At 67.0% G+C, this 24,289-nt stretch carries 18 protein-coding genes and 1 tRNA gene; 12 read left to right on the forward strand and 7 right to left on the reverse strand.

Annotation, left to right across the window (positions count from 1 at the left end):
* Positions 1-80 precede the first annotated feature (80 nt).
* Positions 81-1,340: a urate hydroxylase PuuD gene (locus JAN5088_RS05050; RefSeq protein WP_055681733.1), complete on the forward strand. Its 1,260-nt coding sequence runs from the start codon at positions 81-83 to the stop codon at positions 1,338-1,340.
* 15 nt (positions 1,341-1,355) lie between these two features.
* Here the strand turns inward: JAN5088_RS05050 and JAN5088_RS05055 are convergent, their stop codons facing one another.
* On the reverse strand, positions 1,356-2,993 hold the full coding sequence (locus JAN5088_RS05055) for a serine hydrolase (protein WP_144431851.1): 1,638 nt from the start codon (positions 2,991-2,993) through the stop codon (positions 1,356-1,358).
* A gap of 209 nt (positions 2,994-3,202) precedes the next feature.
* Positions 3,203-3,970, reverse strand: coding sequence for a 7-alpha-hydroxysteroid dehydrogenase (gene hdhA / locus JAN5088_RS05060; protein ID WP_055681734.1), 768 nt, complete (start codon positions 3,968-3,970; stop codon positions 3,203-3,205).
* A gap of 204 nt (positions 3,971-4,174) precedes the next feature.
* On the opposite strand from hdhA, the gene JAN5088_RS05065 reads away from it, so the two are divergent.
* Genes JAN5088_RS05065 through JAN5088_RS05080 form a run of 4 tightly spaced genes read left to right on the forward strand, consistent with a single transcriptional unit; the run spans position 4,175 to position 8,922 of the window.
* Entirely contained in the window at positions 4,175-5,293 is a 1,119-nt protein-coding gene (locus JAN5088_RS05065) for an HlyD family secretion protein (RefSeq protein ID WP_055681735.1), read from the forward strand.
* Positions 5,294-5,303: 10 nt separating this feature from the next.
* Positions 5,304-6,326 carry an FUSC family protein gene (locus JAN5088_RS18560; RefSeq protein WP_055681736.1) on the forward strand — a complete coding sequence of 341 codons (1,023 nt, stop codon included), beginning with the start codon at positions 5,304-5,306 and terminating at the stop codon, positions 6,324-6,326.
* Positions 6,323-7,390, forward strand: coding sequence for an AI-2E family transporter (locus tag JAN5088_RS18565; RefSeq protein WP_055681737.1), 1,068 nt, complete (start codon positions 6,323-6,325; stop codon positions 7,388-7,390). Before JAN5088_RS18560 ends, JAN5088_RS18565 begins: the two co-directional genes overlap by 4 nt.
* A complete protein-coding gene (locus JAN5088_RS05080) occupies positions 7,390-8,922 on the forward strand; it encodes a phospholipase D family protein (RefSeq protein ID WP_074962616.1) in 1,533 nt (510 codons plus the stop codon). Before JAN5088_RS18565 ends, JAN5088_RS05080 begins: the two co-directional genes overlap by 1 nt.
* A 3-nt stretch (positions 8,923-8,925) precedes the next feature.
* Here JAN5088_RS05080 and JAN5088_RS05085 read toward each other — a convergent pair whose 3' ends face one another.
* From JAN5088_RS05085 to JAN5088_RS05100, 4 genes are all read right to left on the reverse strand, one after another.
* Complete coding sequence (locus tag JAN5088_RS05085) at positions 8,926-9,636, reverse strand: endonuclease/exonuclease/phosphatase family protein (protein WP_055681738.1); 711 nt, start codon at positions 9,634-9,636, stop codon at positions 8,926-8,928.
* A complete protein-coding gene (nhaA, locus tag JAN5088_RS05090) occupies positions 9,633-11,483 on the reverse strand; it encodes a Na+/H+ antiporter NhaA (RefSeq protein WP_055681739.1) in 1,851 nt (616 codons plus the stop codon). The genes JAN5088_RS05085 and nhaA overlap by 4 nt, the downstream gene beginning before the upstream one ends.
* Before the next feature lie 204 nt (positions 11,484-11,687).
* Positions 11,688-12,593 (reverse strand): bestrophin family protein, encoded by a 906-nt coding sequence (locus JAN5088_RS05095; protein WP_055681740.1) that lies wholly within the window; start codon positions 12,591-12,593, stop codon positions 11,688-11,690.
* An 18-nt stretch (positions 12,594-12,611) separates the two neighbouring features.
* Complete coding sequence (locus tag JAN5088_RS05100) at positions 12,612-13,724, reverse strand: S-(hydroxymethyl)glutathione dehydrogenase/class III alcohol dehydrogenase (protein WP_055681741.1); 1,113 nt, start codon at positions 13,722-13,724, stop codon at positions 12,612-12,614.
* Positions 13,725-13,983: 259 nt separating this feature from the next.
* Here JAN5088_RS05100 and JAN5088_RS05105 point away from each other — a divergent pair, with 259 nt between their 5' ends.
* The 7 genes from JAN5088_RS05105 to JAN5088_RS05135 all read left to right on the forward strand — a co-directional run bounded on the left by JAN5088_RS05105 (position 13,984) and on the right by JAN5088_RS05135 (position 23,461).
* Positions 13,984-15,168, forward strand: coding sequence for an efflux RND transporter periplasmic adaptor subunit (locus JAN5088_RS05105; protein ID WP_055681742.1), 1,185 nt, complete (start codon positions 13,984-13,986; stop codon positions 15,166-15,168).
* Positions 15,169-15,215: 47 nt separating this feature from the next.
* Positions 15,216-18,329 carry an efflux RND transporter permease subunit gene (locus tag JAN5088_RS05110; RefSeq protein ID WP_055681743.1) on the forward strand — a complete coding sequence of 1,038 codons (3,114 nt, stop codon included), beginning with the start codon at positions 15,216-15,218 and terminating at the stop codon, positions 18,327-18,329.
* Positions 18,330-18,401: 72 nt separating this feature from the next.
* Positions 18,402-19,832, forward strand: a complete 1,431-nt coding sequence (locus JAN5088_RS05115) for an FAD-linked oxidase C-terminal domain-containing protein (protein WP_055681744.1) — start codon at positions 18,402-18,404, stop codon at positions 19,830-19,832.
* Between the two features lie 57 nt (positions 19,833-19,889).
* Entirely contained in the window at positions 19,890-20,960 is a 1,071-nt protein-coding gene (locus JAN5088_RS05120) for an FAD-binding protein (RefSeq protein WP_055681745.1), read from the forward strand.
* A gap of 34 nt (positions 20,961-20,994) precedes the next feature.
* Positions 20,995-22,392, forward strand: coding sequence for a glycolate oxidase subunit GlcF (glcF, locus tag JAN5088_RS05125; protein WP_055681746.1), 1,398 nt, complete (start codon positions 20,995-20,997; stop codon positions 22,390-22,392).
* 129 nt (positions 22,393-22,521) lie between these two features.
* Positions 22,522-23,325: a trypsin-like serine peptidase gene (locus JAN5088_RS05130; protein ID WP_055681747.1), complete on the forward strand. Its 804-nt coding sequence runs from the start codon at positions 22,522-22,524 to the stop codon at positions 23,323-23,325.
* Positions 23,326-23,376: 51 nt separating this feature from the next.
* Positions 23,377-23,461: transfer RNA gene (locus JAN5088_RS05135), tRNA-Leu, on the forward strand.
* Between the two features lie 13 nt (positions 23,462-23,474).
* Here JAN5088_RS05135 and JAN5088_RS05140 read toward each other — a convergent pair.
* Complete coding sequence (locus JAN5088_RS05140; RefSeq protein ID WP_055681748.1) at positions 23,475-24,269, reverse strand: lytic murein transglycosylase; 795 nt, start codon at positions 24,267-24,269, stop codon at positions 23,475-23,477.
* Between the last annotated feature and the right edge of the window lie 20 nt (positions 24,270-24,289).

Consider the following 24,289-nt stretch of genomic DNA (forward strand, 5'->3'; position numbering starts at 1 on the left):
CGCCTTGGCGTGTTCACAGCATGGCGTGAAAAGGCGGGCTTGGATAGTTGTGGCGGGCAACGGTTGGGAGGAACTGGCGGATGTACGATCTTGCAATCATGTGGGACTGGTTGGCCTTCGGGGTCCGGTGGCTGCACGTCATCACGGCGATCGCCTGGATCGGGGCAAGCTTCTACTTCATCGCCCTCGACCTGATGCTCCGCAAGGCCGACGGCATGCCGGAAGGCGCATACGGCGAGGAATGGGAGGTCCACGGCGGCGGCTTCTACCACACCACTAAGTATCTCGTGGCCCCCGCCCGCCTCCCCGAGCACCTGACCTGGCACAAGTGGCAGTCCTATTGGACCTGGCTCTCCGGGGCAGCGCTTCTCGCCATCGTCTACTGGGCGGGGGCGGAACTTTTCCTGATCGACCCGAACAAGGCCGACCTGGCGACATGGCAGGCCGTCCTCATCTCGGCGGCCTTCATCGCGGTGGGCTGGGTGGGCTACGATCTGCTGTGCAAATCGCCGCTCAAGACGCGGCCCACGGTCGTGATGCTCATCCTCTTCGCGGGCATCGTGGTCGTCAGCTATGCGCTCAACCAGATCTTCACCGGCCGCGCCGCATTGCTGCACCTGGGCGCCATGACCGCGACGATCATGACGGGCAACGTATTCTTCGTCATCATGCCGAACCAGCGGATCGTCGTGAAGGACCTGCAGGAAGGACGCACCCCCGACCCGAAGTACGGCCAGATCGCCAAGCTGCGCTCGACGCACAACAACTACCTGACGCTGCCGGTGCTGTTCCTGATGTTGTCGAACCATTATCCGCTGGCCTTCGGCACGCAGTACGCCTGGATCATCGCCGCGCTGGTCTTCCTGATGGGCGTCACGATCCGGCACTACTTCAACACGATGCACGCCACGGGCCGCGGCCCCGCATGGACCATCGGGGCCACGGCCTTCATTTTCGTCATCATCGCCTGGCTCTCGGTCGCGCCCACTTGGGACGGCGACTATGAGGCGCTCGATGCCCAGGCGATGACGGACTACGAGACGAGATACGCCGAAGCGGAGGGGTTCGCGGACGTCGAGAACATCGTCCTCGGCCGCTGTTCCATGTGCCACGCGCGGGAGCCGAACTGGGACGGCATCCTCTGGGCGCCCAAGGGCGTGCATCTGGAAACCCCGGCCGACATCGCGCGCGAGGCGCGGCAGATCTACCTTCAGGCAGGGGTAAGCCACGCTATGCCCCCCGCGAATCTGACCGAGATAAGCCCCGAGGAGCGCGCCCGGATCGTCGCCTGGTTCCGCGGCGCGAACGACGGCCTCGAACTCGCCAGCCTGACGGACTGACGGCCCCCCGGGGTATCACCGCCGGGCCGTGATCGTGCTGCCGTCCTCTGTCGTCAGGATCAGTGCACCGGTGTCGTCGATCTCGTAGCCTTGCACCGTGGGAAGCAGGTCTAGGAACAAACGCTCCTGATTCATCAAGGCCTCCGGACAGGCCATCATGGTCGCGCCGGGGACCGCGATGGTGATGGTCCCGTCGTCCGTCTCATAGTTGCCGATCATCCGGTTGCAGGTCGCGCTGCCGGCCAGGCGTCCGTCCGCCAGGAACTTCAGCGAAACATGGCTGCTGTCGATGACGCCGCGACCGGCGATGTCCTCCACCCGCCATTCGGCGCCGAGCAGGGGGGTCGGGTCATTTGCCATCAGATGGTCGGCGACAGCGCGATAGGCGGGCAGCGAGGTCGGGTCGTTGGCCGTATTCGCCGCCACCGGGTTCGAAGCGAACCGGACGATGACCATATCTGCGGCGGGATCGATCCAGAGCGTCTGCCCATGAACGCCCCGCGCTGCATAGGCGCCGTGATCGTCGTTGCTGATCCACCACATGCTGCCATAGCTCCACCCGTCGAGGGTGTCGTAGCCGGCCTTGGCAAAGATTTTCGGGTCGCCGCCCCCCGCGATGCGCCGGATGGCGGCCGGGGGCACGATCTGCTGCTCGCCCCAGCGGCCCTCGGTCAGCATCAACTGACCGAGCCGGGCCATGTCGCGCAGCGTTGCATTGAAGCCGCCGCCGGCGAAAGGCGTGCCGATGGAGTCGACCGTGTAGTATGCCTCCCGCTCGGCGCCGATGCGGGTCCAGATTCGCTCGGACAGGAGGTCCGCGACGGACTGATCCGCGATGCGCGCCACGATCCAGCCCAGGGCATCCGCGTTGACCGTCTTGTAGGCGAAGGCGTCGCCGTGGATGCCGTCGTTTTCGACGGTTTGCAGATACTCGAAGTAGCTGCGCGGCCCGTCATAGCCCTCGGGCTTGGGCAGGGGGCTTCCCGCCTCGGCATAAGTCCAAACCTCGGCATCGGGGTCCGAGTAATCCTCGGAATAGTCGAGCGCGGTGGTCATGTTCATCACCTGCCGCACCGTGGCGTCCGCGAAGGCGCTGTCCTTCAGTTCGGGCACGATGTCGGCCATGAGAGCCGTCTCGTCCAGCACGCCATCCGCGATCAGGATCTCGGCCAGCAGGCCGGTCAGCGACTTGGTCATGGACATCGCGCCGTGCAGCGTCGTTGGGTCGAGGCATCCGGCGTAGCGTTCATGGACGATCCTGCCGTGATGCAGGACCAGGATGCCGTCGGTATAGTTCGCGTCGAAGGCCTCGTCCCAGGTCATCGTCCCGGTGCCGCCCAGCGGAGTGAAGGTCACGCCGTCGATCGACGGGTCGAGGTCCACGGGAATGTCGCGCTCGCTCACCGATCCGTTGTCGACCGCCACCGTGGGCATCAACTCGCGAAAATGGCAGACGGTCCACCGCAGCTTCGGGAAGGCGAAATAGTCGTCATCGGTGAAGCGGATGACCTTGTCGTCGGGCGGCGGAAAACCCTGCATCCATCCCATCGTCACGGGATCGGAGGCTTCGGCAGACAGGACGTCGTCGCCTTGGGCAAATGCCGCGCCCGCCAGCGCCAGACCCGCGCTCAGCGCCATTGCTCGTGCCATCATCGTCCGATCCTTTCCGTTGCCCGGCCAATACCGTCCTGCGGCCTTGCCGTCAGATAGGCCACTGGCGGGGAAAGCCAGTCCCGCGTCCCGTGGATGCCAGTCGCCGAACAGGCGCAGCCTTTGGTCATGACCGTGCCGATCTGCACCTTCGTTGCCCTGCGTCGACCGTGTCCGGCTCCCTTGTCTATGCTCGCATGTGCAGAAGTTCCTCAGTCCAGTTCCTGCACGCCGCCGCCCGAGACGGTCAGGATCTGTCCGCTGATCCAGCTGGCGGCGGGTGAGCAGAGAAACAGGGCGGCATTGGCCATGTCCTCAGGCTCGCCCAGGCGGTGGATCGGGGTGTGGGAAAGCATCGTCTTCTCGATATCTTCCGTCAGCACCGATTTCAGCGCGTCCGTGCGTGTGGCGCCGGGGGCGACGGCGTTCACGCGGATGTTCTTCGGCCCGAGATCGAAGGCGATGTTGCGGACCAGATGGCTCGTCGCGGCCTTGGAGGAGGCATAGGACGCCATGCGCCTGTTCCTGTTCTCGGCCGACATCGACGTGATGGCGAGGATCGAACCGCCGCCGGCCTTTTCCATTTCGGGAGCGGCAAGCTGCGCCAGGCGGAACAGGGAAAAGACGTTCAGCTCGAAGGCCAAACGAAAATCCTTCATCGGCATGTCGAAGGGCTTCGGTCCACCGCCGCCCGCATTGGCAACAAGGGTGGTGAGCTTGCCGAAGGCCGCGACGGTGCCGTCGACCAGTTCCGCAAGGTCGTCCTCGTCAGTGACGTCGCAGGCCATTCCCGCGGCCTTGCCGCCCTTGGCCTCGATCTCGCGCGCGACGGCTTCGGCGGTTTCGGCCTTCAGGTCGCTGACCATGACCGCGGCTCCGGCGGCCGCGAAGGTCTCGGCAATGGCGCGGCCTATGCCAGCCGCCGCCCCGGTGACGACGGCGACCTGGCCATCGAGCGTGAAGTCCTTGGGGTCGTACATGGCAGTCTCCTCATCTTCAGGATTCGTCCGTTGAACGTGGTCCAACCCGCGCTTGTGGCCAGTGCCCGACTGGCGGCGATGCGGCTGCGGCATGGGTGCTGGGTCCCGACGAGGCCGTGGAAACGCGCTGTCATCGGATCGTTTTCCTGCCCGGCGCATTCATGTATGAGCATTGACCGGACTGCTGCTGAAAGGCCCGACCCGATGAGCGATACCGATACGGCCCCGTCCGAGCGGTCGGACGCGCCCCCGCCCGCGCGGAACCCGGCCCGTGCCGTTGCTTTGGTCGTCGTCGCGCTGCTGATCCTGTTGGCCGTCGTCTACGCGCTCTCCGACAGGCTGGCGCCGTCATCTTCGCGCGGAATCGTCTCGGCCCATGTGGTCCAGATCGCGCCACGCGTGTCGGGCGAGGTGACGCGCGTCGCGGTCGAGGACGATGCCTTCGTCGAAGCAGGTGACGTCCTTTTCACCCTCGACCCCCGGCCGTTCGATCTGGCCGTGCAGCAGGCGGAGGCCAACCTCGCACAGGCAACGCAGGGGGTCGAGGCATCTTCGGCGTCGCTCATCGCGGCACAGGCCGCCGTGACGCAGGCGCGTACCGCGCTCGACACCACCCGCGCCGAAGCCGAACGGACCTTCCGGCTGGAGGAGCGGGGGATCGCGTCGACGGCACAGGGCGACAGCGCCCGAGGCGCCGTGGCCGACACCGAGGCCAGGCTCCAGTCGGCGCAGGCCAATCTGGACAGCGCGCGCAGCCAGCTTGGTCCCGAGGGAGCGAAGAATCCCGCCATCGCCGCCGCCCAGGTCGCACTGGAGCGCGCGCAGTACGATCTGGCTTCGACGACGCTGAGGGCGCCCCATGACGGCGTCGTCACGAACGTCACCCTGTCCGAGGGACAGTTCATCGGGGCGGGAAACCCTGGGCTGACCTTCATCGACGCCAATGCCGCTTGGGTCACTGTCGACTTGCGCGAGAACCAGCTGCAGAACGTCGATGCCGGCGATCCTGCCCGCCTGCTGTTCGATGCGGCGCCCGGCGAGATTTTCGACGGACGCGTGCAGAGCATAGCCTGGGGCATCAACCCCGGGCGGACGGCGCAGGGCGGCCTCGTCGTGAATCAGCCGTCGAACCGCTGGTTCGAACCCGCCCGCCGCATCCCCGTCAGGATCGAGATGGAAGGCGGCCTCGACGCCTGGCCGCGCCGGACGCGCGTGGGCGGCAAGGTCCACACCGTGATCCTGACCGAAGGCCCGTCGAACCCGGTGGCCATGCTGGTACGGGGGCTGCAAAGGCTCCGCTCCCTGACCAGCTTCCTGCACTGACGGCTGCACAATGTACGTCACACCCCGCCCCGACGCCCGCGACGACCCGCTCTATGCGGTGCGGCTGGGGCTGACCGGGGCGCTGGCCTATCTGGCGGTGGCGATCCTGAACCCCACGCTGCCGCCCATCATCGCGGCGCTGCCCGTGGGCCTGATCGCCGCGCAGCGCAAGTCGTTCAGCGCGATGAAAGCGCTTGCAGGACCTGTGGCGCTGATCGTTCTCGTTCATGCGATGGCATGGCTGGTAGAGTTTCTACGCCCCATGCCAGCGGTCTACATCGGCGGCATGTGGCTGACGTATTTTGCGGGATTCCTGCTGATACTGAGGACCGGAACGCCCGTCGGAATGCTGGTGGTGATCGTCGCCGTCCTCATGTCGGTGATGGGGATGCACGGCACCGCAACGCTCCATGCCATGCGCGACGGGTTCGTCGATGCCTCGCTGGTGGCACTGGTCCTGGGGCCGCTGGTCTATTTCCTCGTGCCGCCCGCGACCTCCGAGACGCATGTGGACGATACGGTGCCCTCGTCGGGCAATACGACCATGGGCGCCGCGATCCGGGCCACGGTGCTGCTGGGCCTCAGCTTCTGGCTCTATTCGGTGATGCAGCCGTCGGACATGATGATGGCGATGGTCGCGGCGATGGTGCTGGTCTTTCCGACCCGCCGCCGCGTCTGGTCGGAGGCGATGCAGCGGGTTCGCGCAACCGTCTATGGCGGCGGCGTGGCGCTCCTGATCCTGGGGGTCTGGGTCCTGTCGCAGCACCTTCCCATCCTGCTCGGTCTCATCTTCCTCAGCGGGCTGTTCTTCGGCGACCGGATGCTGTTCGGCCCGCGCCAGAGCATGGTTTACCAATATGCCTTTTCGGTCGTTCTGGCACTGGTGGCGGGGGCGATTTCGACGCAGGATGCGGCCTATGCCACGTTCACCCGCATCGTGCTGACCCTGGGCGGCGCCTTCACCGCGGCCTTCGCCACGGCTCTGCTCGATTCCGCCTCCGGCTGGCGCGATCGACAGCCGGAGGCCGCGTGACCCAAGGCTCGTCGCTATCCACCCTGGTGAACGCCGGCCTTCTGGTGGTTCTGGCGGGGTTCCTGCTGCTGATCGGCAAGTCCGTTTTGCTGCCGATCCTGGCCGCCGTGATCGTGGTCTACGTTCTGGTCAGCGCGTCCGAGGCGTTGACCGGCCTGCCCGGAATGGCCCGCGTGTCGCCCGGCCTTCGCCGGTTCTTCGTCCTCATGATCTTCGCCGGCGTCCTGCTTGCCCTGACTGGTGTCGTGCTGGGTACCATCGGCCAGATCGTGACGCAGGCCCCCGCCTATCAGGCCAATATCGAGCGGCTGGTGGCGCAGGGCGCCGACGCCATCGGCATCGACGAGCGTCCGGACTGGGAAACCATCCGCAACGCGACCATCGGGCGCCTGTCCGTCCGCAACGTGATCGAGACGGCGCTCGCCAACGTCACCTGGATCGGCGCGTCGGTCTTTCTCGTCATCGTCTATTCCGCCTTCCTGCTGACCGAACGGGCGAGCTTCGCCGCAAAGCTGTCGATCGTCCTGCCCGACCCGGAGGATCGGGCCAGGACCGAGGCCATCATCCGGGACATCAACGACCGGATCGGCGATTACCTGGCGATCAAGACGCTGATCAACGTGATCCTCGGCGCCATGTCCTTTGTCGTCCTCTGGGGATTCGGCGTCGATTTCCCGTTGTTCTGGGCGCTGGCCATCGCATTGCTGAACTACATCCCCTATCTCGGATCCCTGGTCGGGGTCGCGATGCCCGTGGCGCTTTCGGTGGTTCAGTTCGGGCAGCTCGGCTGGACGCTGGCGCTCGGGGCGCTCCTCGTTGCGGCGCAGGTCTGGGTGGGCAGTTATCTGGAGCCGCGGATGATCGGCCGACGCGTCAACCTCAGCCCCTTCGTGGTGCTGGCATCGCTCGCGATCTGGACGTCGCTCTGGGGGTTGCCGGGGGCGCTGCTGGCGGTGCCCCTAACGTCGATGCTGACCATCGTGCTGTCGGCCTTCGCGCCGACGCGACCCTTTGCGGTGTTGATGGCGAACCGCGTCGCGGGGCGCGAGATTGGAGAGTTGTAATGTGGTTTCTGAAGGCCCTTCTGATCGTGATCGCCGTTGCGGCGGTCGCCATCGTCGTGGCACGGTCGATCTTCGTCCTGCCCGAGGTCGAGGGACGGACGGACAGCACCACCCTGCCGCCGCCCGATACCGGCCCGCTGGCCGAAATGCTGGACGACAGGGGAGAGCCGGGGCTGACGGGGATCGCGCCATTGCAGAGCGGGGCGGAAGCCTTCGCCGCCCGCATCATCCTCGCCGACGCGGCGGTGTCGTCCATCGACGCGCAATATTACATCTGGCACGACGACTTGACGGGAACGCTGCTGCTCGACGCGCTGCTGCGTGCTGCGGATCGCGGGGTCCGGGTGAGGCTGATGCTCGACGACAACGGCACCTCCGGGCTCGATGCCGAGATGGCGCAATTGAACGCGCATGAGAACATCGAGGTTCGGCTCTACAACCCGTTCAATCTGCGCGGCACATTCAAGATGCTCAGCTACGGGTTCGACTTCTTCCGCCTGAACCGGCGGATGCACAACAAATCGTTCATCGTCGACGGGCTGGCAACTGTCGTCGGCGGCCGCAACGTGGGTGACGAGTACTTCGGAACCGGTCCGACCGCGCTCTACGTCGATCTGGACGTGATGGCCGTGGGCCGGATCGTGCCCGAGATCGCCGCCGATTTCGATCGCTACTGGGCCAGCCCCTCGGTCCTGCCCGTCGGGCCCCTGCTCGATCCCGCAAATGGCGATCCGGTCGGGGAGGGACTGGAGCGGCTGCGCGAGGACGAACAGTTGACGGAATACCGCGACATTCTCAGAAGGTCGGACATCGTTCAATCGATCGCCAATGGCGACCTGCCGCTGGAATGGACCCGTGCGATCCTGTTCAGCGACGATCCGAAGAAGGGTCAGGGCGCCGTCCCGCGCGAGGATCTTCTGGCCAGCCGGCTGACCAAGGCCGTCGGCACCATCGAGCAGGGGTTCGACGGCGTCTCGCCCTACTTCGTGCCGACGAAATCCGGCGTCCGGGCCTTCGGCACGTTGCAGACCGCCGGGATTCCCGTGCGGATGTTGACCAATTCGCTGGAGGCGACGGACGTTCTGCCGGTGCATGCGGGATACGCAAAGCATCGCAAGGCGATGCTCCGCGAAGGCGTTACGATCTACGAGCTGCGCCGTCAGGCCGCGCCCGCCGCCCCCGACGACGTGGGCATCTTCGGCTCTTCCGGGTCGAGCCTGCACGCCAAGACCTTCGCCGTGGACACCAGCCGGATATTCGTCGGCTCGTTCAATTTCGATCCGCGGTCCACGATGCTCAACACCGAGATGGGATTGCTGATCGACAGCGAGACGATGGCGCGGGGCTTGAACAAGGTCTTCGACAGCGAACTGGACGGTCTGGCGTGGCGGGTGGAGCTTCGCGACGGGAAGGATCTTGTCTGGGTGGACCCCACGGACGGCAGCGTCACCGAGCAGGAGCCCGGTTCGACCACGCTGCGACGGCTGGCCCTGACGGTGATCGGCTGGCTACCGGTGGAATGGCTTCTCTAGCGGTCAGTCGTCGTGCCGAAACTCGGCCCAGATCGGCAGGTGGTCCGACGCCATCCGCGCCGGATCGTCCCGCCAGACTCCGCTTGCCGTCGGCACCAGAGGTCCGCCGTAGAACAGCCGGTCCAGTGGCGTGATGGGGCGGCTCGCCGGGTAGGACGGTCCGCAGGAAACTTCGGCCAGGGCTTCCTGGAACGGGAGAAGGCTGCGGGGGGCACGCCCCCAGCCGTTGAAGTCGCCCATCACGATCACGGGGACGTCGTCCGACGGGTCGATGGCCTGCACCAGCGTCGCCGCCTGCAGTTTCCGGTTGCGGGCGAACAGGCCCAGGTGCGCCGCGATCACCTGCAGCGGGCGGCCGTGGACGTCCAGGTGCACCGTGACGGCGCCGCGCGGCTCCAGCCCCGGCAGGTCGATGGTGCGGACGCGTTCGATCTTCACGTCGGGGCCGACCATCAGGATGTTGCCGTGCCACCCCAGACCGGGCGAGCGGTTGTCGAGGTCGATCACCCTCATGCCCGTCGATGCATACAGGGCTTCCGGCTCGAACAGGGCGGCGCGCCCACGAAAACGGTAGTCGCCTTCCTGCAACGCGACGATGTCGGCGCCCAGCGACCCGATCACCGTCTCCACGCGCGCTGGGTTGCGCTTGTAGTCGCCGCCGATCGCCTTGCGGATGTTGTAGGACGCCACGCGCAGTTTGTCGGCATCGTTCATGTCGTACCCTTCCTCTCCGCAGGCCTTGCCTCCCAGAGTATGCCCAGACCGATCGCTGCAGACACCGTCGAAGCGAGCAGCACACCGATCTTCACGCCGTCGAGCGCCGGCCCGTCGAAGGCCGCGTCCGCGATGAAGATCGACATGGTGAACCCGATCCCGGCCAGGCATCCGGCGCCTATCAGGTGCCGCCAGGTAACCTCGTCGGACTTCGTGGCCCAGCCCGCCCGCAACACGACGAAGGCCGCAAGGCAGATGCCGACGGGCTTGCCCACGACCAGCCCCAGGATCACCCCGAGGGATGGGGCGGAAAACGGCGCGAAACCCGATCCGGCCAGCAGGATCCCGGTGTTGAAGAAGGCGAACAGCGGCAGGATCAGAAAGCTCGTCCAGTTCTCGAGCGTCTTCTGCAGATGGACACCCGGCTCGCGCAGGCGGTCCACGATCTCGGTCAAGCGCTCGACGGATTGATTGGCGAACCCCTCGCCCGTTTCGGCGCGCTCGGCTTCGGCGCGCATCAACTCGGCGGTCTGCGCCGCGACGCCGTGGACGGCGGCAGGCTTGCGAGATGGGATCGCCAGCGCCGTCAGCACCCCGGCGAGCGTCGCGTGCAACCCCCCCGCGAAGACCGCGGCCCAGAGCAGCAAGCCCAACAGCACATAGGGCCAGAGCGCATAGACTCGCGCCCGGTTCAGCCCGACCATTGCCGCAAGGATCGCCGCCGCCACGACAAGCGGACCGAAAGCGATGCCCGAAGAATAGAAGACCGCGATGACGAGGATGGCGCCCAGATCGTCGGCGATGGCGAGCGCCGACACCAGCACCCGCAGCGACGCCGGCACCCGTCGCCCGAGCAATGCCAGCAGCCCGAGGGTAAAGGCGATGTCCGTCGCCATGGGAACGCCCCAGCCATGAACGGTGTCCTGCCCCAGATTGATCGCCGCATAGATCAGCGCAGGAACGATCATGCCGCCGAGCGCGGCCGCAATGGGCAGGGCGGCGCGCGACGGGTTCGACAGCTCTCCGGCGACGACCTCGCGCTTGATCTCGATGCCGACGATGAGGAAGAAGACGGTCATCAGCCCGTCGTTCACCCATTGCTCGACCGAAAGGGCGAAGATCGCATCGTTCCAGCCCAGCGACACCACGCTCTGGCGCAGCCGCTCATAGCCTTCGTGCCAGCCCAGGTTGACCACGGCGAGTGCGGCGAGGGTCGCGACGATCAGGACCAGACCGCCCGAAGCGGCCCATTCGAAGAAGTCCGCGCTGGCCGTCCGCAGCCGCAGGCCAAGGGGCCGCTCCAGCGCCTCGGTCAGCGCGGCCTCGTCCAGCACGCCGGAATAGCGGCGGCCGTCGATGAACAGCAGGGGCCCCCGCGCGGTGCCGGACCTCTGGGCCAGGGCAAGGTCTTCGGCCACGCGGCGTCGCGTCCGGCCGGAGGTCAAGTCGTCGGTGAAGCGGTCCGTATCGAGGCCGAGCCGTCGCGCGGCATCCACGAAACCCGGCCGGTTCGACGGGGCGTCCCCGCCGGTCAGATCCCGCTGCATGTCGAAGAAGGCCCCCTGCCAGCCCGCCGCGATCGCGGCCCGCGCGCGGCCCATGGCCACCTCGTCGTTCTCTTCCGGCCGCACCCGCACCGCGACCTGCGCCGTCTTGGACGCCTCGGCACGCGACAGGACGCGACGCAGGATCGCGCGGGCGGCCGGGTCGGACCGATCCGAGAACGTCTCGTACCAGAGAACGCTCCTGCGGGCACCTGCGATGCCGGTCAGGAAGTCGCGCGCGGACTGCGGACGGTCGGACGGGACGTCGGCCGGCGCGGGGATCTGTCGGTCTTCGCGGTCCATCGTTCCTCCGGAGGGGCTCGGGCAATGGCCGCATCGCCCGGTTCGGTCCCCACATAGCCGCCGCTGCCAGCCACGACCACGAGGGATCGCCGATCGTTCCGTCCCATGCTGGTCATGCATGTCGCCGCCGAGCCGACATACGCGCGGGCAGGTAGGCGCGGAGCCTTGGCCGGTCAAGACGGCCGCGTCATTTCGCGTGGCCCCCTAGAGCAGGAGGTAGTTCACCGGCCGCAAGGGCTCCGGCGCCGGACGACCCAGCGCCTCGGCCACCGAGATGTCGACCACGCGGCAGAGCGCGTCGAGGGGAAGGGCGTTCGCCCCAATGCCGAAGGGATGCTCCAGTTCATGAGTCACGGTCTGCAGGCCGAAGAAGGTATAGGCCACGGCGGCGACGAAGACAGGTGTCAGCCAGTTTGCCGCGTCGATGAGGGCGAAGGGCAACAGGAAGCAATAGAGATACGTCGTCCGCCGCACCAGCAGCGAATAGACGAACGGGAGGGGGGTCGTCGCGATCCGCTCGCCGCCGGCCTGAGCCGTACCCAGCTCGGCAAGGGTCCGCGCCATCGTCATCTGGCCGAAATCCGACAGGTCGCCCGATGTCCGCAAGGCGCCGATACGTTCGCCCGCCGCCCGCAAGGCCGCGTCGGCAGGGTTGCGGCAAGCAAGCATCGCCTGCGCCGGTTCCGGCTCCAGGGAGAGGTCGTCAGGGCCGGGCATCCCGCGTCCGCGCAAAGCATGGCGGTGCAGGTGGGCGAAGGCGGTCGCATGATCCAGCAGGTCGGCCCGGTCAGCGGGATCGCGCAGGAAGATCGTCGCATCCCGGGCCAGCGTCCGCACCCCGCCGATGATCCCGCCCCAGAGCTTTCGCGCCTCCCACCATCGGTCGTAGGCGGCATTGTTCCGGAACCCCAGGAACAGCGACAGGGCGACGCCGAAGACGCTCATGGCGGCCACGGATATCCGCGGCAGCCGCACGACACGCTGGTCGATCAGCAGAATCGCCACCGAGAGAAGCGCGACCGCCACGATCTTGCCGAAGATCCGGGGCACAACCGACCCTTGCATCACCAGAAACAGGCGCAGCGCGGAAGGCTGGTCGCGGATGATCACCCCGGGGTCCGGCGCGCGTCAGTAGACGACGACGGCACGAATGCTTTCGCCCCGGTGCATAAGGTCGAAGCCTTCGTTGATGTCCTCGAGCTTGAGGGTGTGGGTGATCATCGGGTCGATCTCGATCTTGCCGTCCATGTACCAGTCCACGATCTTCGGCACGTCCGTGCGCCCGCGCGCCCCGCCGAAAGCCGTGCCGCGCCAGACCCGCCCGGTGACGAGCTGGAACGGCCGGGTCGAGATCTCGGCACCGGCCGGGGCCACTCCGATGATGATGCTCTCGCCCCAACCTTTATGCGCGGCCTCGAGCGCCGTGCGCATGACATTGACGTTGCCCGTCGCGTCGAAAGTGTAATCCGCGCCGCCCCCGGTCAGTTCGACCAGATGAGCCACCAGATCGCCTTCCACGCGCGACGGATTGACGAAGTCGGTCAGGCCGAAATAGCGGGCCATTTCCTCCTTGTCGTCGTTCAGGTCCACACCGACGATCTGGCTGGCTCCCGCCATGCGCAGGCCCTGGATCACGTTCAGGCCGATCCCGCCCAGTCCGAAGACGATGGCGCGGCTGCCGATCTCGACCTTCGCGGTGTTAATGACGGCGCCGATGCCGGTGGTGACGCCGCAGCCGATGTAGCAGATCTTGTCGAAGGGCGCGTCCTTGCGCACCTTGGCCAGCGCGATCTCGGGGACGACGGTGTGGTTGGCGAAGGTCGAGCAGCCCATGTAGTGATGGATCGGCGTCCCGTCGAGCATCGAGAACCGCGTGGTCCCGTCCGGCAGCAGGCCCTGGCCCTGGGTCGAGCGTATCGCCTGACAGAGGTTCGTCTTGGGGTTGAGGCAGTATTCACATTCCCGGCATTCACAAGTGTAAAGCGGGATCACGTGGTCGCCGACCTCCAGCGAGGTGACGCCTTCGCCAACCTCGACCACCACGCCTGCGCCTTCATGGCCCAGGATGGCCGGAAAGATGCCCTCCGGGTCGTCACCCGAACGGGTGAACTCGTCCGTGTGGCAAATGCCGGTCGCCTTGATCTCGACCAGCACCTCACCCTTCCGGGGCCCTTCCAGGTTCACGTCCATCACTTCGAGGGGCTGTCCGGGGGCAAGGGCAACGGCGGCTCTGGTACGCATGGTTTTCCTGACTTCGTGATTGGTTGCGGGCGCCATTCGACGGCGTGGATATCGTTCTAGAACCATCGGTCTCGTTCCGGAAGGGGAGGGATTTTTCGAACGGCAACGCCGCAATCTGACACTCCGCTGTGCGTAGGCGCACCGAAATCGGAGCCTTGAGAGAAAGGTCTCGATTGACGGTCGGACGTGACGGGCTACTAACCCAGTGGACCTTAGCCGGAACCTCGGCGTTCGACCATCCGCGAAGAAAGTGACCCTCATGAAGCGATGCCGCCCCCTGACCGCCTTGTTTGCGCTGGTCGTCGCCCTGACGGCAGTGCCTGCGCTGGCGCAGCAACCGGGGGGAGAGCCGCCACCCCCGGCCGTGACCGTCGTCACCATGGAGCCCGAGACCGTCACCCGCACCGTGACGCTGCCCGGTCGGGTCGTCGCCTCGGCGAGCGCGGAGGTTCGTCCCCAGGTGGCGGGCATCATCACGGAGCGGTTGTTCCGCGAAGGCGCCGCGGTCGAGGCGGGCGAGCCGCTCTACCGGATCGATCCTGCGTCCTATGACGCGGCGGTCGCGGTGGCACAGGCGGCCGTCGCGCAGGCGCAGGCCGAACTGAACGCCGCCAACAAGGAAGCGGACCGGGTGGACGAGCTCCAGTCGCGCAACGTCGCCAGCGAATCCGCGGCCGACGAGGCGGACGCCAGGCGGGCAGCGGCGGAAGCGAACCTTCAGGCGGCCGAGGCGCAACTCGATTCGGCTCGGATAGAGCAGGATCGGACGACGATCCGCGCCCGCCTGTCGGGCGAGATCGGCCTGTCGTTGACCAGCCCCGGTGCGCTGGTGACGGCAAGCCAGGCGGACCCGCTGGCCGTGATCCGTGCCATCGATCCCGTCTATGTCGACGTGACGCAATCCGCGGCGGACCTGCTTGCATGGCGCCGCAACAACATTGCCTCGCGTCCCGGCGATTTCGATCCGACCGTGACCCTGACCCTCGCGGACGGCAGCATCTTCGATCAGACCGGCACCCTGACCGCGGCCGAGCCCAGCGTGGACCAGCAGACCGGCGTCGTGGTCCTGCGGATGGAGTTCGACAACCCCGACAAGCTGTTGCTGCCGGGGATGTACGTCCAGGTCGAGATGCCGACCGAGACCATCGAGGGTGCCTTCCTCGTTCCCCAGGAAGCGGTCAGCCGCGACCGACGCGGGCAGGCGACGGCACTGGTGGTCCAACCCGACGGGACGGTGGACGAGCGCATCCTGACCGTCGTACAGGCGCGCATGGCCGACTGGATCGTCACCGAAGGGCTGGAAACGGGCGACCGCGTCATCGTCGAGGGCCTGCAGAAGGTGGCCCCCGGCGCCGTCGCCACCCCGGAGGAGCGCGCCCCGGCAGCGGGCGCCATCGTTCCGACCGAAGCGGTCCCGGCCGAAGACGCCGCCGCCATCGAATAACGCCCGGCCCGTCCGGCCCGCCCCGTTTCAGCATCGGAAAATTCCGCATGGCCCATTTCTTCATCGACCGACCGATCTTCGCCTGGGTCATCGCCCTGTTCATTTCGGGTCTGGGGGTGCTGTCGATTCTGGCGCTGCCGATCGCGCAATATCCCCAGATCGCGTCGCCCTCGGTGACGATCAACGCGTCCTATCCGGGGGCTTCGGCCGACACGGTGGCGAACACCGTCACGCAGGTCATCGAACAGCAGATGACGGGTCTCGACGGGTTGCGGTACTTCTCGTCAAGTTCGACGTCCGCCGGGGGCGCCAGCATCACCCTGACGTTCGAGACCGGGATCGACCCCGACATCGCGCAGGTGCAGGTCCAGAACAAACTCTCGCAGGCGACGGCGCTGCTGCCCGAGATCGTTCAGCGACAGGGCGTCACCGTGCAGAAATCCTCGGCCGGGTTCCTCATGGTGATCGCGCTGATTTCCGAGAACGACGCCCTCGATGCGACGGACCTCGCCGACTACCTTGCCTCGAACCTTGTCAATGACATCAGTCGGGTTGAAGGCGTGGGCAGCGTGCAGGTCTTCGGCGCGCAATACGCCATGCGGATCTGGCTCGATCCGGTCAAGCTCGCCGCGTTCAACCTGACGCCGAGCGACGTCACGCGTGCCGTGTCGGAGGAGAACGCCCAGATCTCCGCCGGTGCGTTCGGCCAGCGTCCGGCGGTCACGGGGCAGGAACTGAACGCCACGATCACCGCGCAATCCCTGCTGCGGACGCCCGAGGATTTCCGTCAGATCGTCATCCGCGCCGAGACGGACGGCGGGCTCGTCCTGCTGAACGACGTGGCCCGGGTCGAGATCGGGTCCGAAAGCTATGCGACGATCTCGCGCTACAACCGCGATCCCTCCACCGGCATGGCCATCTCGCTGGCCCCGGGCGCCAACGCGCTCGACACGGCAGGAGCGGTCCGCGAGCGGATGGAGGAACTGTCGGAATTCTTCCCCGAGGGCGTGACCTACGTCACCCCCTTCGACACGACGCCTTTCGTTCGCATCTCTATCGAGGAGGTCGTGAAGACCCTGTTCGAGGCGATCATCCTCGTTTTCCTCGTGATGTATCTGTTCCTTCAGAACTTCCGTGCGACGCTGATCCCCACGCTGGTGGTTCCCGTCGTCCTGCTCGGCACCTTCGGCGTGCTCGCGGCCGCGGGGTTCTCGATCAACTCGCTGACGATGCTCGCCATGGTGCTGGCAATCGGTCTCTTGGTCGACGACGCCATCGTCGTCGTCGAAAACGTCGAGCGCATCATGGAGCAGGAAGGCGCGTCTCCGCTGGAAGCCACGCGCAAGTCGATGGGAGAGATCACCGGCGCGCTGATCGGCATCGGCGTCGTCCTGTCGGTCGTCTTCGTGCCGATGGCGTTCTTCGGCGGCTCGACCGGGGTGATCTACCGGCAGTTCGCGATCACCGTCATCTCGGCCATGGCGTTGTCGGTCGTCCTCGCGCTGACCCTGACGCCCGCGCTTTGCGCGACGCTTCTCAAGCCGCCGAAGCACGACAAGAAAGGTGGCATCTTCGGTTGGTTCAACCGCGGTTTCGGCGCGACCCTTGCGGGCTATGCCGGCAGCGTCGGCTGGATCATCCGGCGCCCGGTCCGCATGGGCCTCGTCTACCTGCTGCTGATCGCGGCGGCGGTCTTCCTGTTCCTGCGGACACCCACCGGATTTCTGCCGGACGAGGATCAGGGTATCCTGTTCACGCTGATCCAGACGCCCACGGGCGCGACAGCCGAACGCACGCTGGAGGTGGTCAAGAAGGTGGAGGACTATTTCCTGGATCAGGAAGGCGAGGTCGTTGAATCGGCCTTCGGCGTCGTGGGGTTCAGCTTCGGCGGGCAGGGCCAGAACCAGGCTCTGGTCTTCGTCAAGCTGAAGGACTGGGCGGAACGGACGGATCCGGGGCAGGACGTGCAGGCGCTGGCCGGACGGGCCTTCGGCGCGCTCAGCCAGATCCGCGATGCGACGGTGTTCCCCATCGTGCCGCCCGCGGTGATCGAGCTGGGCAACGCCTCGGGCTTTGACTTCTACCTTCAGGCGCGGGGCGGTCAGTCCCATCAGGAGCTTCTGGACGCACGCAACCAGATGCTGGGCATGGCCGCGCAGAGCGACCTCATCGCCTCCGCCCGGCCGAGCGGTCTGGAGGATGCAGCGCAGTTCAACCTCGACATCGACTGGCGCAAGGCGGGCGCCATGGGCGTTTCGGCGACCGACGTCGGCAGCCTGCTGACCACCGCGTGGGCGGGCCGCTATGTCAACGACTTCATCGACCGGGGCCGCATCAAGCGCGTCTATGTGCAGGGCGAGGCCGATTCCCGCGCCGTGCCTTCGGACCTGGAGAAATGGCGCGTCCGCAACGACAGCGGCGGCCTCGTCCCTTTCTCCAACTTCTCGACCGCGTCCTGGGCGTTCGGACCCCAGGGCATCAACCGCTACAACGGCGTGCCCGCCATGCAGATCCAGGGCAATCCGGCGCCCGGCGTCAGTACCGGCGAAGCGATAGACGAATTGCGCCGTCTGACCGAGCAGTTGCCCCCGGGGTTCCAACTTGCCCTGACCGGTCTGTCGCTGGAGGAGGAACAGAGCGGAAGCCAGGCACCGTTCCTCTATGCCCTGTCGCTTGCCGCGGTGTTCCTGGCGCTGGCCGCGCTTTATGAAAGCTGGTCGATCCCCTTTGCGGTGATGCTGGCCATGCCCATCGGGCTGCTGGGCACGCTGATCGCGGCGCTGATAGGAGGTTTCGACAATGGGGTGTTCTTCCAGGTCGGCCTGCTGACGGTCATCGGCCTGACCGGCAAGAACGCCATCCTGATCGTCGAATTCGCCCGCGACCGGCGCGAAAGCGGCGAGCCCCTGCTTCAGGCTGCGAAGGAGGCGGCGGAGCAGCGCTTCCGGCCGATCATCATGACGTCGATGGCCTTCTCGCTGGGCGTCCTGCCTCTGGTGCTGAGCAGCGGCGCCGGGTCGGGGGGGCGGACGGCGATCGGCTCGGCGGTCCTCGGCGGCACGCTGTCGGCCACGATCCTGGGTGTCCTGTTCGTGCCGCTGTTCTTCGTCGTCATCGCCCGGCTGGTGGGCGGCCGGAAGCGTGACAAAAAGGAGGTCTGACGGCGACTTCCTTGCCTTCGCCCCGATTGCCTATATCATCGGGTCCGAACCCAACATCGGAGGATCAATGCCATGGAGATGCCCCGGGTCGATCCCTTCGTGCTGTCGAAGAAGGCGCAGCTCGTCTCGCGCCTGCTCGACGTCCTGCCGGCCGATGCCGTCATCCACGACGCGCAGGAGACGATCGCCTACGAATGCGACGCGCTGACGGCCTACAAGTGCCCGCCGCTCGCCGCGGTGCTGCCGCGTTCCACGGCCGAAGTATCGGCGGTTCTGGCGATCTGCCACGCCATGGGCGTGCCGGTCGTGCCGCGGGGCTCCGGCACCTCGCTCGCCGGGGGCGCGCTGCCCACGGCCGACAGCGTCATCCTCGGGGTCGCGCGCCTGACCGAGGTGCTGGAGGTCGACTACGCCGACCGCTTCATCCACGTGCAGACGGGACGCACCAATTTATCCGTCACCGGCGCTGTCGAAGCGGATGGTTTCTTCTACGCACCCGATCCGTCAAGCCAGCTTGCCTGCGCCATCGCCGGCAACATCGCCATGAATTCGGGTGGGGCGCATTGCCTGAAATACGGGGTGACGACGAACAACCTGCTGGGCGTCACGCTGGTGCAGATGGACGGCACCGTGGTCGAGATCGGCGGCGCGCACATGGATGCGGGCGGGCTGGACCTGCTGGGCGTGATCTGCGGCTCAGAGGGGCAGTTGGGCGTCGTGACCGAGGCCACCCTGCGGATCCTGCCCAAGCCCGAGGGCGCGCGCCCCGTCCTCATCGCCTTCGACGACAACGAGGTGGCGGGCGCCTGCGTGGCCGACATCATCAAGGCCGGCGTCCTGCCCGTCGCCATCGAGTTCATGGACCGCCCCGTCATCCGCGCGACCGAAGCCTTTGCCGGCGCGGGATACCCCGATGTCGAGGCCCTGCTGATCGTCGAGGTCGAGGGGTCGCCCGCCGAGATCGAGGAGCAGCTTGCCGTCATCGAACGCATCGCGCGCACGCACGATCCCGTGGAACTGCGCCGCTCCAATTCCGAGGACGAGAGCGCCCGCATCTGGCTGGGCCGCAAGTCGGCCTTCGGCGCCATGGGGCAGATCAATGACTACATGTGTCTCGACGGCACGATCCCGGTCTCTGAACTGCCTCGCGTCCTGGGCGGCATCCGTGAGCTTTCGCACCGGTACGGCCTCGACGTGGGCAACGTGTTCCATGCAGGCGACGGGAATATGCACCCTCTGATCCTGTTCGACGCCAACAAGCCTGGCGATCTGGAGCGCTGCGAGGAGATGGGTGCCGAGATCTTGAAGCTCTGCGTCGAGGTGGGCGGCTGCCTGACGGGCGAGCACGGCGTCGGCGTCGAGAAGCGCGACCTGATGGGCTATCAGTTCAACGCGGACGACATGGAGGCGCAGATGCGGGTGAAGGACGTCTTCGACCCCGCCTGGCTGCTGAATCCTGCCAAGGTCTTCCCTCTCGACACGACGGCGGAACGCCGCGCCTGACCCTGGTCGGCGAAGCCTCCGGTGGGGATATTTCACAAGGCAAAGACGGAGGGTCCGGTGCTTCGACCCAAGACGGAAGACCAACTGGCCGAGATCATCCGCGGCGCCAACCGGCCCCTGTCGGTGCGGGGCGGCGGCACGCGGCATCAGCCCGGACCGGGCGAGCCGCTGACGACCGAGCGGCTCACCGGGATCACGCTCTATGAACCCGGAGCGCTGACGCTGGTGGCGCGGGCCGGGACGCCCATGACCGAGATCGACGAGACGCTGGCCCGCGAAGGCCAGCGCCTGCCGTTCGAGCCGATGGACCACCGCGCCCTGCTGGGGACGACAGGCACGCCCACCATCGGCGGAGCGGTCGCCATGAACGTGTCCGGTCCGCGCCGGGTGCAGGCGGGCGCGTGCCGGGATTCGCTGATCGGGGTGCGGTTCGTGGATGGCGCGGGCACGGTCGTCAAGAACGGCGGGCGCGTGATGAAGAATGTGACCGGATACGATCTGGTCAAGCTGTTGGCCGGGTCGCGCGGGCGGCTGGGCATCCTGTCCGAAGTGAGCTTCAAGGTCCTGCCTGCCGCCGCGACGCAGGCGACACTGCGCCTGACCGGCCTGTCGATTCCGCGCGCGGTCGAGGCGATGGCCGCGGGCCTGTCATCTCCCTTCGAGGTCACTGCCGCGGCGCATGACCCGCAAGTGCGGGAGACATGGCTGCGGATCGAGGGGATGGAAGGCTCCGTCGACTATCGCGCGGGACGCCTGGCGCAGGTGCTGGCGCCTTTCGGTGAGGTGGAGCGCCTGGACGCCGCGGAGTCCGACCGGATCTGGCGCGCGGTACGGGACGCGCGGGCGATGGAGGGGGAGGGCGACGTCTGGCGCGTCTCCGTCCGGCCCAGCCGGGCACCCAAAATCGTGGAGCGGGCATTGGCCGATGCCGCCGTTCTGGACTGGGGCGGGGGGCTGGTCTGGCTGCGGGTGCCGATGGGTACCGACCTGCGCAGCCGTCTGGGCGACTTCGACGGCCACGCCACGCGCCTGCGCGGCACCTTCGATCCGCCGCCCGAACGGCCGGCCGTCGCCGCGCTGACCGCCGGTATCCGCTACCGCTTCGACCCGCGCGGGCTGTTCGCGTGACGCCCGCAACCGACATCGGGAGAGCCTGACCGCAATGCAGACGAATTTCACCCCCGAACAGCTTGCCGACCCCGCTACCGCGCGCTCGAACGAGATCCTGCGCGCCTGCGTCCATTGCGGTTTCTGCACCGCGACCTGCCCGACCTATCAGGTTCTCGGCGACGAACTCGACAGCCCGCGGGGCCGCATCTACCTCATCAAGGACATGCTGGAGAGCGGGCGACCTGCCGACGCGAAGACGGTCAAGCATATCGACCGCTGCCTGTCGTGCCTTGCCTGCATGACGACCTGCCCGTCGGGGGTGCATTACATGCATCTGGTCGATCACGCCCGCGAACACATCGAAAACACCTATCGCCGGCCGTTGATGGACCGCCTGCTGCGCTGGACGCTGGCGCGCATCCTGCCCCATCCAGGGCGGTTCCGGATGGCGCTGCTGGGCGCCAAGATCGGGCGGCCCTTCGCGTTCCTGATGCCGGACGCGCGGCTGCGGGCCATGCTCGACATGGCGCCGAAATCCATCCCGCCGGTCAGCCGGAACGACGATCCGCAGACCTTCCACGTGGCCGACCGAAAGATGCGCGTGGCGCTGATGACGGGCTGCGCGCAGAAGGCGCTGAACACCGACATCAATGATGCCACCATCCGCCTGCTGACCCGGCTGGGCGCCGAAGTCGTTATTCCCAAGGGGATGGGCTGCTGCGGAGCACTGACGCACCACATGGGCAAGACCGACGAAAGCCACGCCTTCGCCGCCCGCAACATCGTGGCCTGGACCACCGAGATGGAGGGCGAGGGGCTGGATGCCATCGTCATCAACACCTCGGGCTGCGGCACCACGGTCAAGGACTACGGCCATATGTTCCGCAATGACCCGCTGGCCGACAAGGCCGCGGCGGTGTCGCGAATCGCACGGGACGTGTCCGAGGTGCTGATGGACCTGCTGCCCGCGGATCACGCCTTTACCACGCCGCCGCGTCCGGCGCGGGACGGTGTCGGCGGGGTGCCCACGCATCGCCTGCCGGCCGATCAGGGTGCGGGGCCGATGCACGTTGCCTATCACGCCGCCTGTTCGCTGCAGCATGGCCAGCGCATCAAGGGCGCGCCGAAGGAGTTGCTGGCCCGCGCCGGGTTCACGGTACTTGAGCCGCGCGACGCCCATCTCTGCTGCGGCTCGGCGGGCACCTACAACCTGATGCAGCCGGCGATCAGCGGCGAGTTGAAGCGCCGCAAGGTCGCCACGCTGGAGGAACGCGCGCCGGACGTGATCGCCGCGGGCAACATCGGCTGCATGATGCAGATCGGCTCCGACGCCTCCGTTCCCGTCGTCCATACCGTCGAACTGCTGGACTGGGCGACGGGCGGCCCGGTCCCCCCGGCGGTGACGGGCTTTTCGCCGCGTGCTACGGCGGCACCACCGCGCCTGCGCTGACGTTCCGCCTGGCGCGGAACACAATCTCCCCGTTCGGGCCGGAAATAACCACGAAAGCGCAACAATCCTGTCCCCTTGCCGCCCTCTTGCTCGGCTAGACCCGGTGCGGACCGACCAAGGGGTGCCGGTATGATCCGACCTGTGAAGACGCTCATCGCCGCGCTGGCCGCAATGGCGATTCTGCCCGGCATGGTGGTGGCGGAGGGTGCGCTCGAACGCCTCTCTACCTCCGACCAGGGCAGGGGATGGGAAGCCGTCGGGCGCTTGAACTTCGATGACAGCGGGTTCTGCACCGCGGCTCTGATCACGATGGACGTCGTCCTGACCGCGGCGCATTGCCTGTTCGACCCTGCCGATGGGTCACCCATCGACCCTGCGTCAATCGAGTTTCAGGCCGGGCTGCGCCTTGGCCGGGCCGAGGCCTATCGCGGCATCAAGCGTGTCGTGGTCCACCCGGAATATGTCTTCGACGCGGCGGGCGGCGCTCGTCTGGATGGGGTGGGGGTCGACCTCGCCCTGCTGGAGCTGAACCGTCCCGTCCGTCAGGGGAACATCCGCCCGTTCCCCACGCAGCTCCGTGTCGAGGCGGGACAGAGGGTGCAGGTCGTAAGCTACGGCCGGGACCGGGCCGAAGCCCCGTCGCGCGAAAGCGCCTGCAACGTGCTGGCGCGGGATGCCGAGATGATGGTCCTGTCCTGCGAAGTCGATTTCGGATCGTCCGGCGCACCCGTCTTCGCCGTCCACGAAGGCGAGGCCCGGATCGTCTCGGTCATCTCCGCCATGGGGCAGTGGGAAGGACAGGACGTCTCCCTCGCCGCCGTGATGGAGGGTCAGCTTGAGACGCTGATCGCAGAATTCGCCATGACGCCGGTCTTCGCGCCGGTCGGCAAGTGCATCACGGTGCGCGACGCATTGGCTACCGCCGCCCGCTAGGCGGCGTTCCGCCTTGCCAATGCCATCCTGCCCGCTCTACTCACAGGGCATGCGGGCGTGGTGGAACGGTAGACACATCAGACTTAAAATCTGAAGGGCCTTGCCCGTGCGGGTTCGAGTCCCGCCGCCCGTACCACCCTCGCCATTCCTCAGCCGATGCGTTCGGCCGAAAGCGCGATTGCCTGCTGATAGACCGTTGCCGCGTTCCATTCGTTGAGGACACGGAAATTGGCGGTGCCTTGCTGAAAAGGCTGACCCGGCTGCCAGCCTTTCTGGCGCAGGAAATTGGCCGTGGAAGCCATCGCATCCGCCATGTTGTAGAAATCGACCCGACCGTCGCCGTTCCCGTCCTGGCCGTAGCGCAGCGCGTTGCCTGGCAGGAACTGCGTATGCCCGAGCTCACCATGGGCTGCGCCGGCCTGGCCGGGAGACAGCATCCCGCGATCCACCATCTGCAGGGCGGCAAGCGCATGGGGGGTGAAGAAATCGGACCGACGGCAGTCGTAGGCCATCGTCACGATAGACGAGACGACGTTTTCGCTGCCCATGTTGTTGCCGAACCCCGTCTCCATCCCGTGAATGGCCAGCAGGACGCCCGCGGGCACCCCGTACCGCTGCTCCAGCGCGTCGAAGAACGCGCGGTTCTGGTTGAGTCGGCGGTTCGCCTGCGCGGCGAACCCGTCGAGCGAGCCGAGACGAATGCGGATGAAGTCGTTGAGCGCGTATTTCACGCCCGTCTGGTTCCGGTCCGCCGCGATGGTCCGCGTGGCATAGCGCGCATTGGCCAGCGCGTTGAGGCCCGGCTGCTGGATGCCCGCGGCGGCGGCTTCCTGTGCGAATTGCTGCTTCCAGCGGTCGAACCCGCTGGCGTCGTTGCCACACTGCGCGGCGAGCGTCGGGGTGGCGATCAGGGACAGGGCAATGGCGAGGATACTGCGGCGCATGGAGAACTCCGGAAGGATAT

Origin of the sequence: Jannaschia rubra (genome assembly GCF_001403735.1) — a bacterium.
GTDB classification, from domain to species: Bacteria; Pseudomonadota; Alphaproteobacteria; order Rhodobacterales; family Rhodobacteraceae; genus Jannaschia; species Jannaschia rubra.

Bases quoted from the DNA above. Each gene is read 5' to 3' on its own strand.
- JAN5088_RS05055 (WP_144431851.1), bottom strand. From the start codon at position 2,993: ATGATGGCACGAGCAATGGCGCTGAGCGCGGGTCTGGCGCTGGCGGGC.
- JAN5088_RS05080 (WP_074962616.1), top strand. From the start codon at position 7,390: ATGTGGTTTCTGAAGGCCCTTCTGATCGTGATCGCCGTTGCGGCGGTC.
- hdhA (WP_055681734.1), bottom strand. From the start codon at position 3,970: ATGTACGACCCCAAGGACTTCACGCTCGATGGCCAGGTCGCCGTCGTC.
- JAN5088_RS05115 (WP_055681744.1), top strand. From the start codon at position 18,402: ATGGAGATGCCCCGGGTCGATCCCTTCGTGCTGTCGAAGAAGGCGCAG.
- JAN5088_RS05140 (WP_055681748.1), bottom strand. From the start codon at position 24,269: ATGCGCCGCAGTATCCTCGCCATTGCCCTGTCCCTGATCGCCACCCCG.
- JAN5088_RS05105 (WP_055681742.1), top strand. From the start codon at position 13,984: ATGAAGCGATGCCGCCCCCTGACCGCCTTGTTTGCGCTGGTCGTCGCC.
- JAN5088_RS05130 (WP_055681747.1), top strand. From the start codon at position 22,522: ATGATCCGACCTGTGAAGACGCTCATCGCCGCGCTGGCCGCAATGGCG.
- JAN5088_RS05100 (WP_055681741.1), bottom strand. From the start codon at position 13,724: ATGCGTACCAGAGCCGCCGTTGCCCTTGCCCCCGGACAGCCCCTCGAA.
- JAN5088_RS05110 (WP_055681743.1), top strand. From the start codon at position 15,216: ATGGCCCATTTCTTCATCGACCGACCGATCTTCGCCTGGGTCATCGCC.
- nhaA (WP_055681739.1), bottom strand. From the start codon at position 11,483: ATGGACCGCGAAGACCGACAGATCCCCGCGCCGGCCGACGTCCCGTCC.
- JAN5088_RS18560 (WP_055681736.1), top strand. From the start codon at position 5,304: ATGTACGTCACACCCCGCCCCGACGCCCGCGACGACCCGCTCTATGCG.
- glcF (WP_055681746.1), top strand. From the start codon at position 20,995: ATGCAGACGAATTTCACCCCCGAACAGCTTGCCGACCCCGCTACCGCG.
- JAN5088_RS05050 (WP_055681733.1), top strand. From the start codon at position 81: ATGTACGATCTTGCAATCATGTGGGACTGGTTGGCCTTCGGGGTCCGG.
- JAN5088_RS05065 (WP_055681735.1), top strand. From the start codon at position 4,175: ATGAGCGATACCGATACGGCCCCGTCCGAGCGGTCGGACGCGCCCCCG.
- JAN5088_RS05085 (WP_055681738.1), bottom strand. From the start codon at position 9,636: ATGAACGATGCCGACAAACTGCGCGTGGCGTCCTACAACATCCGCAAG.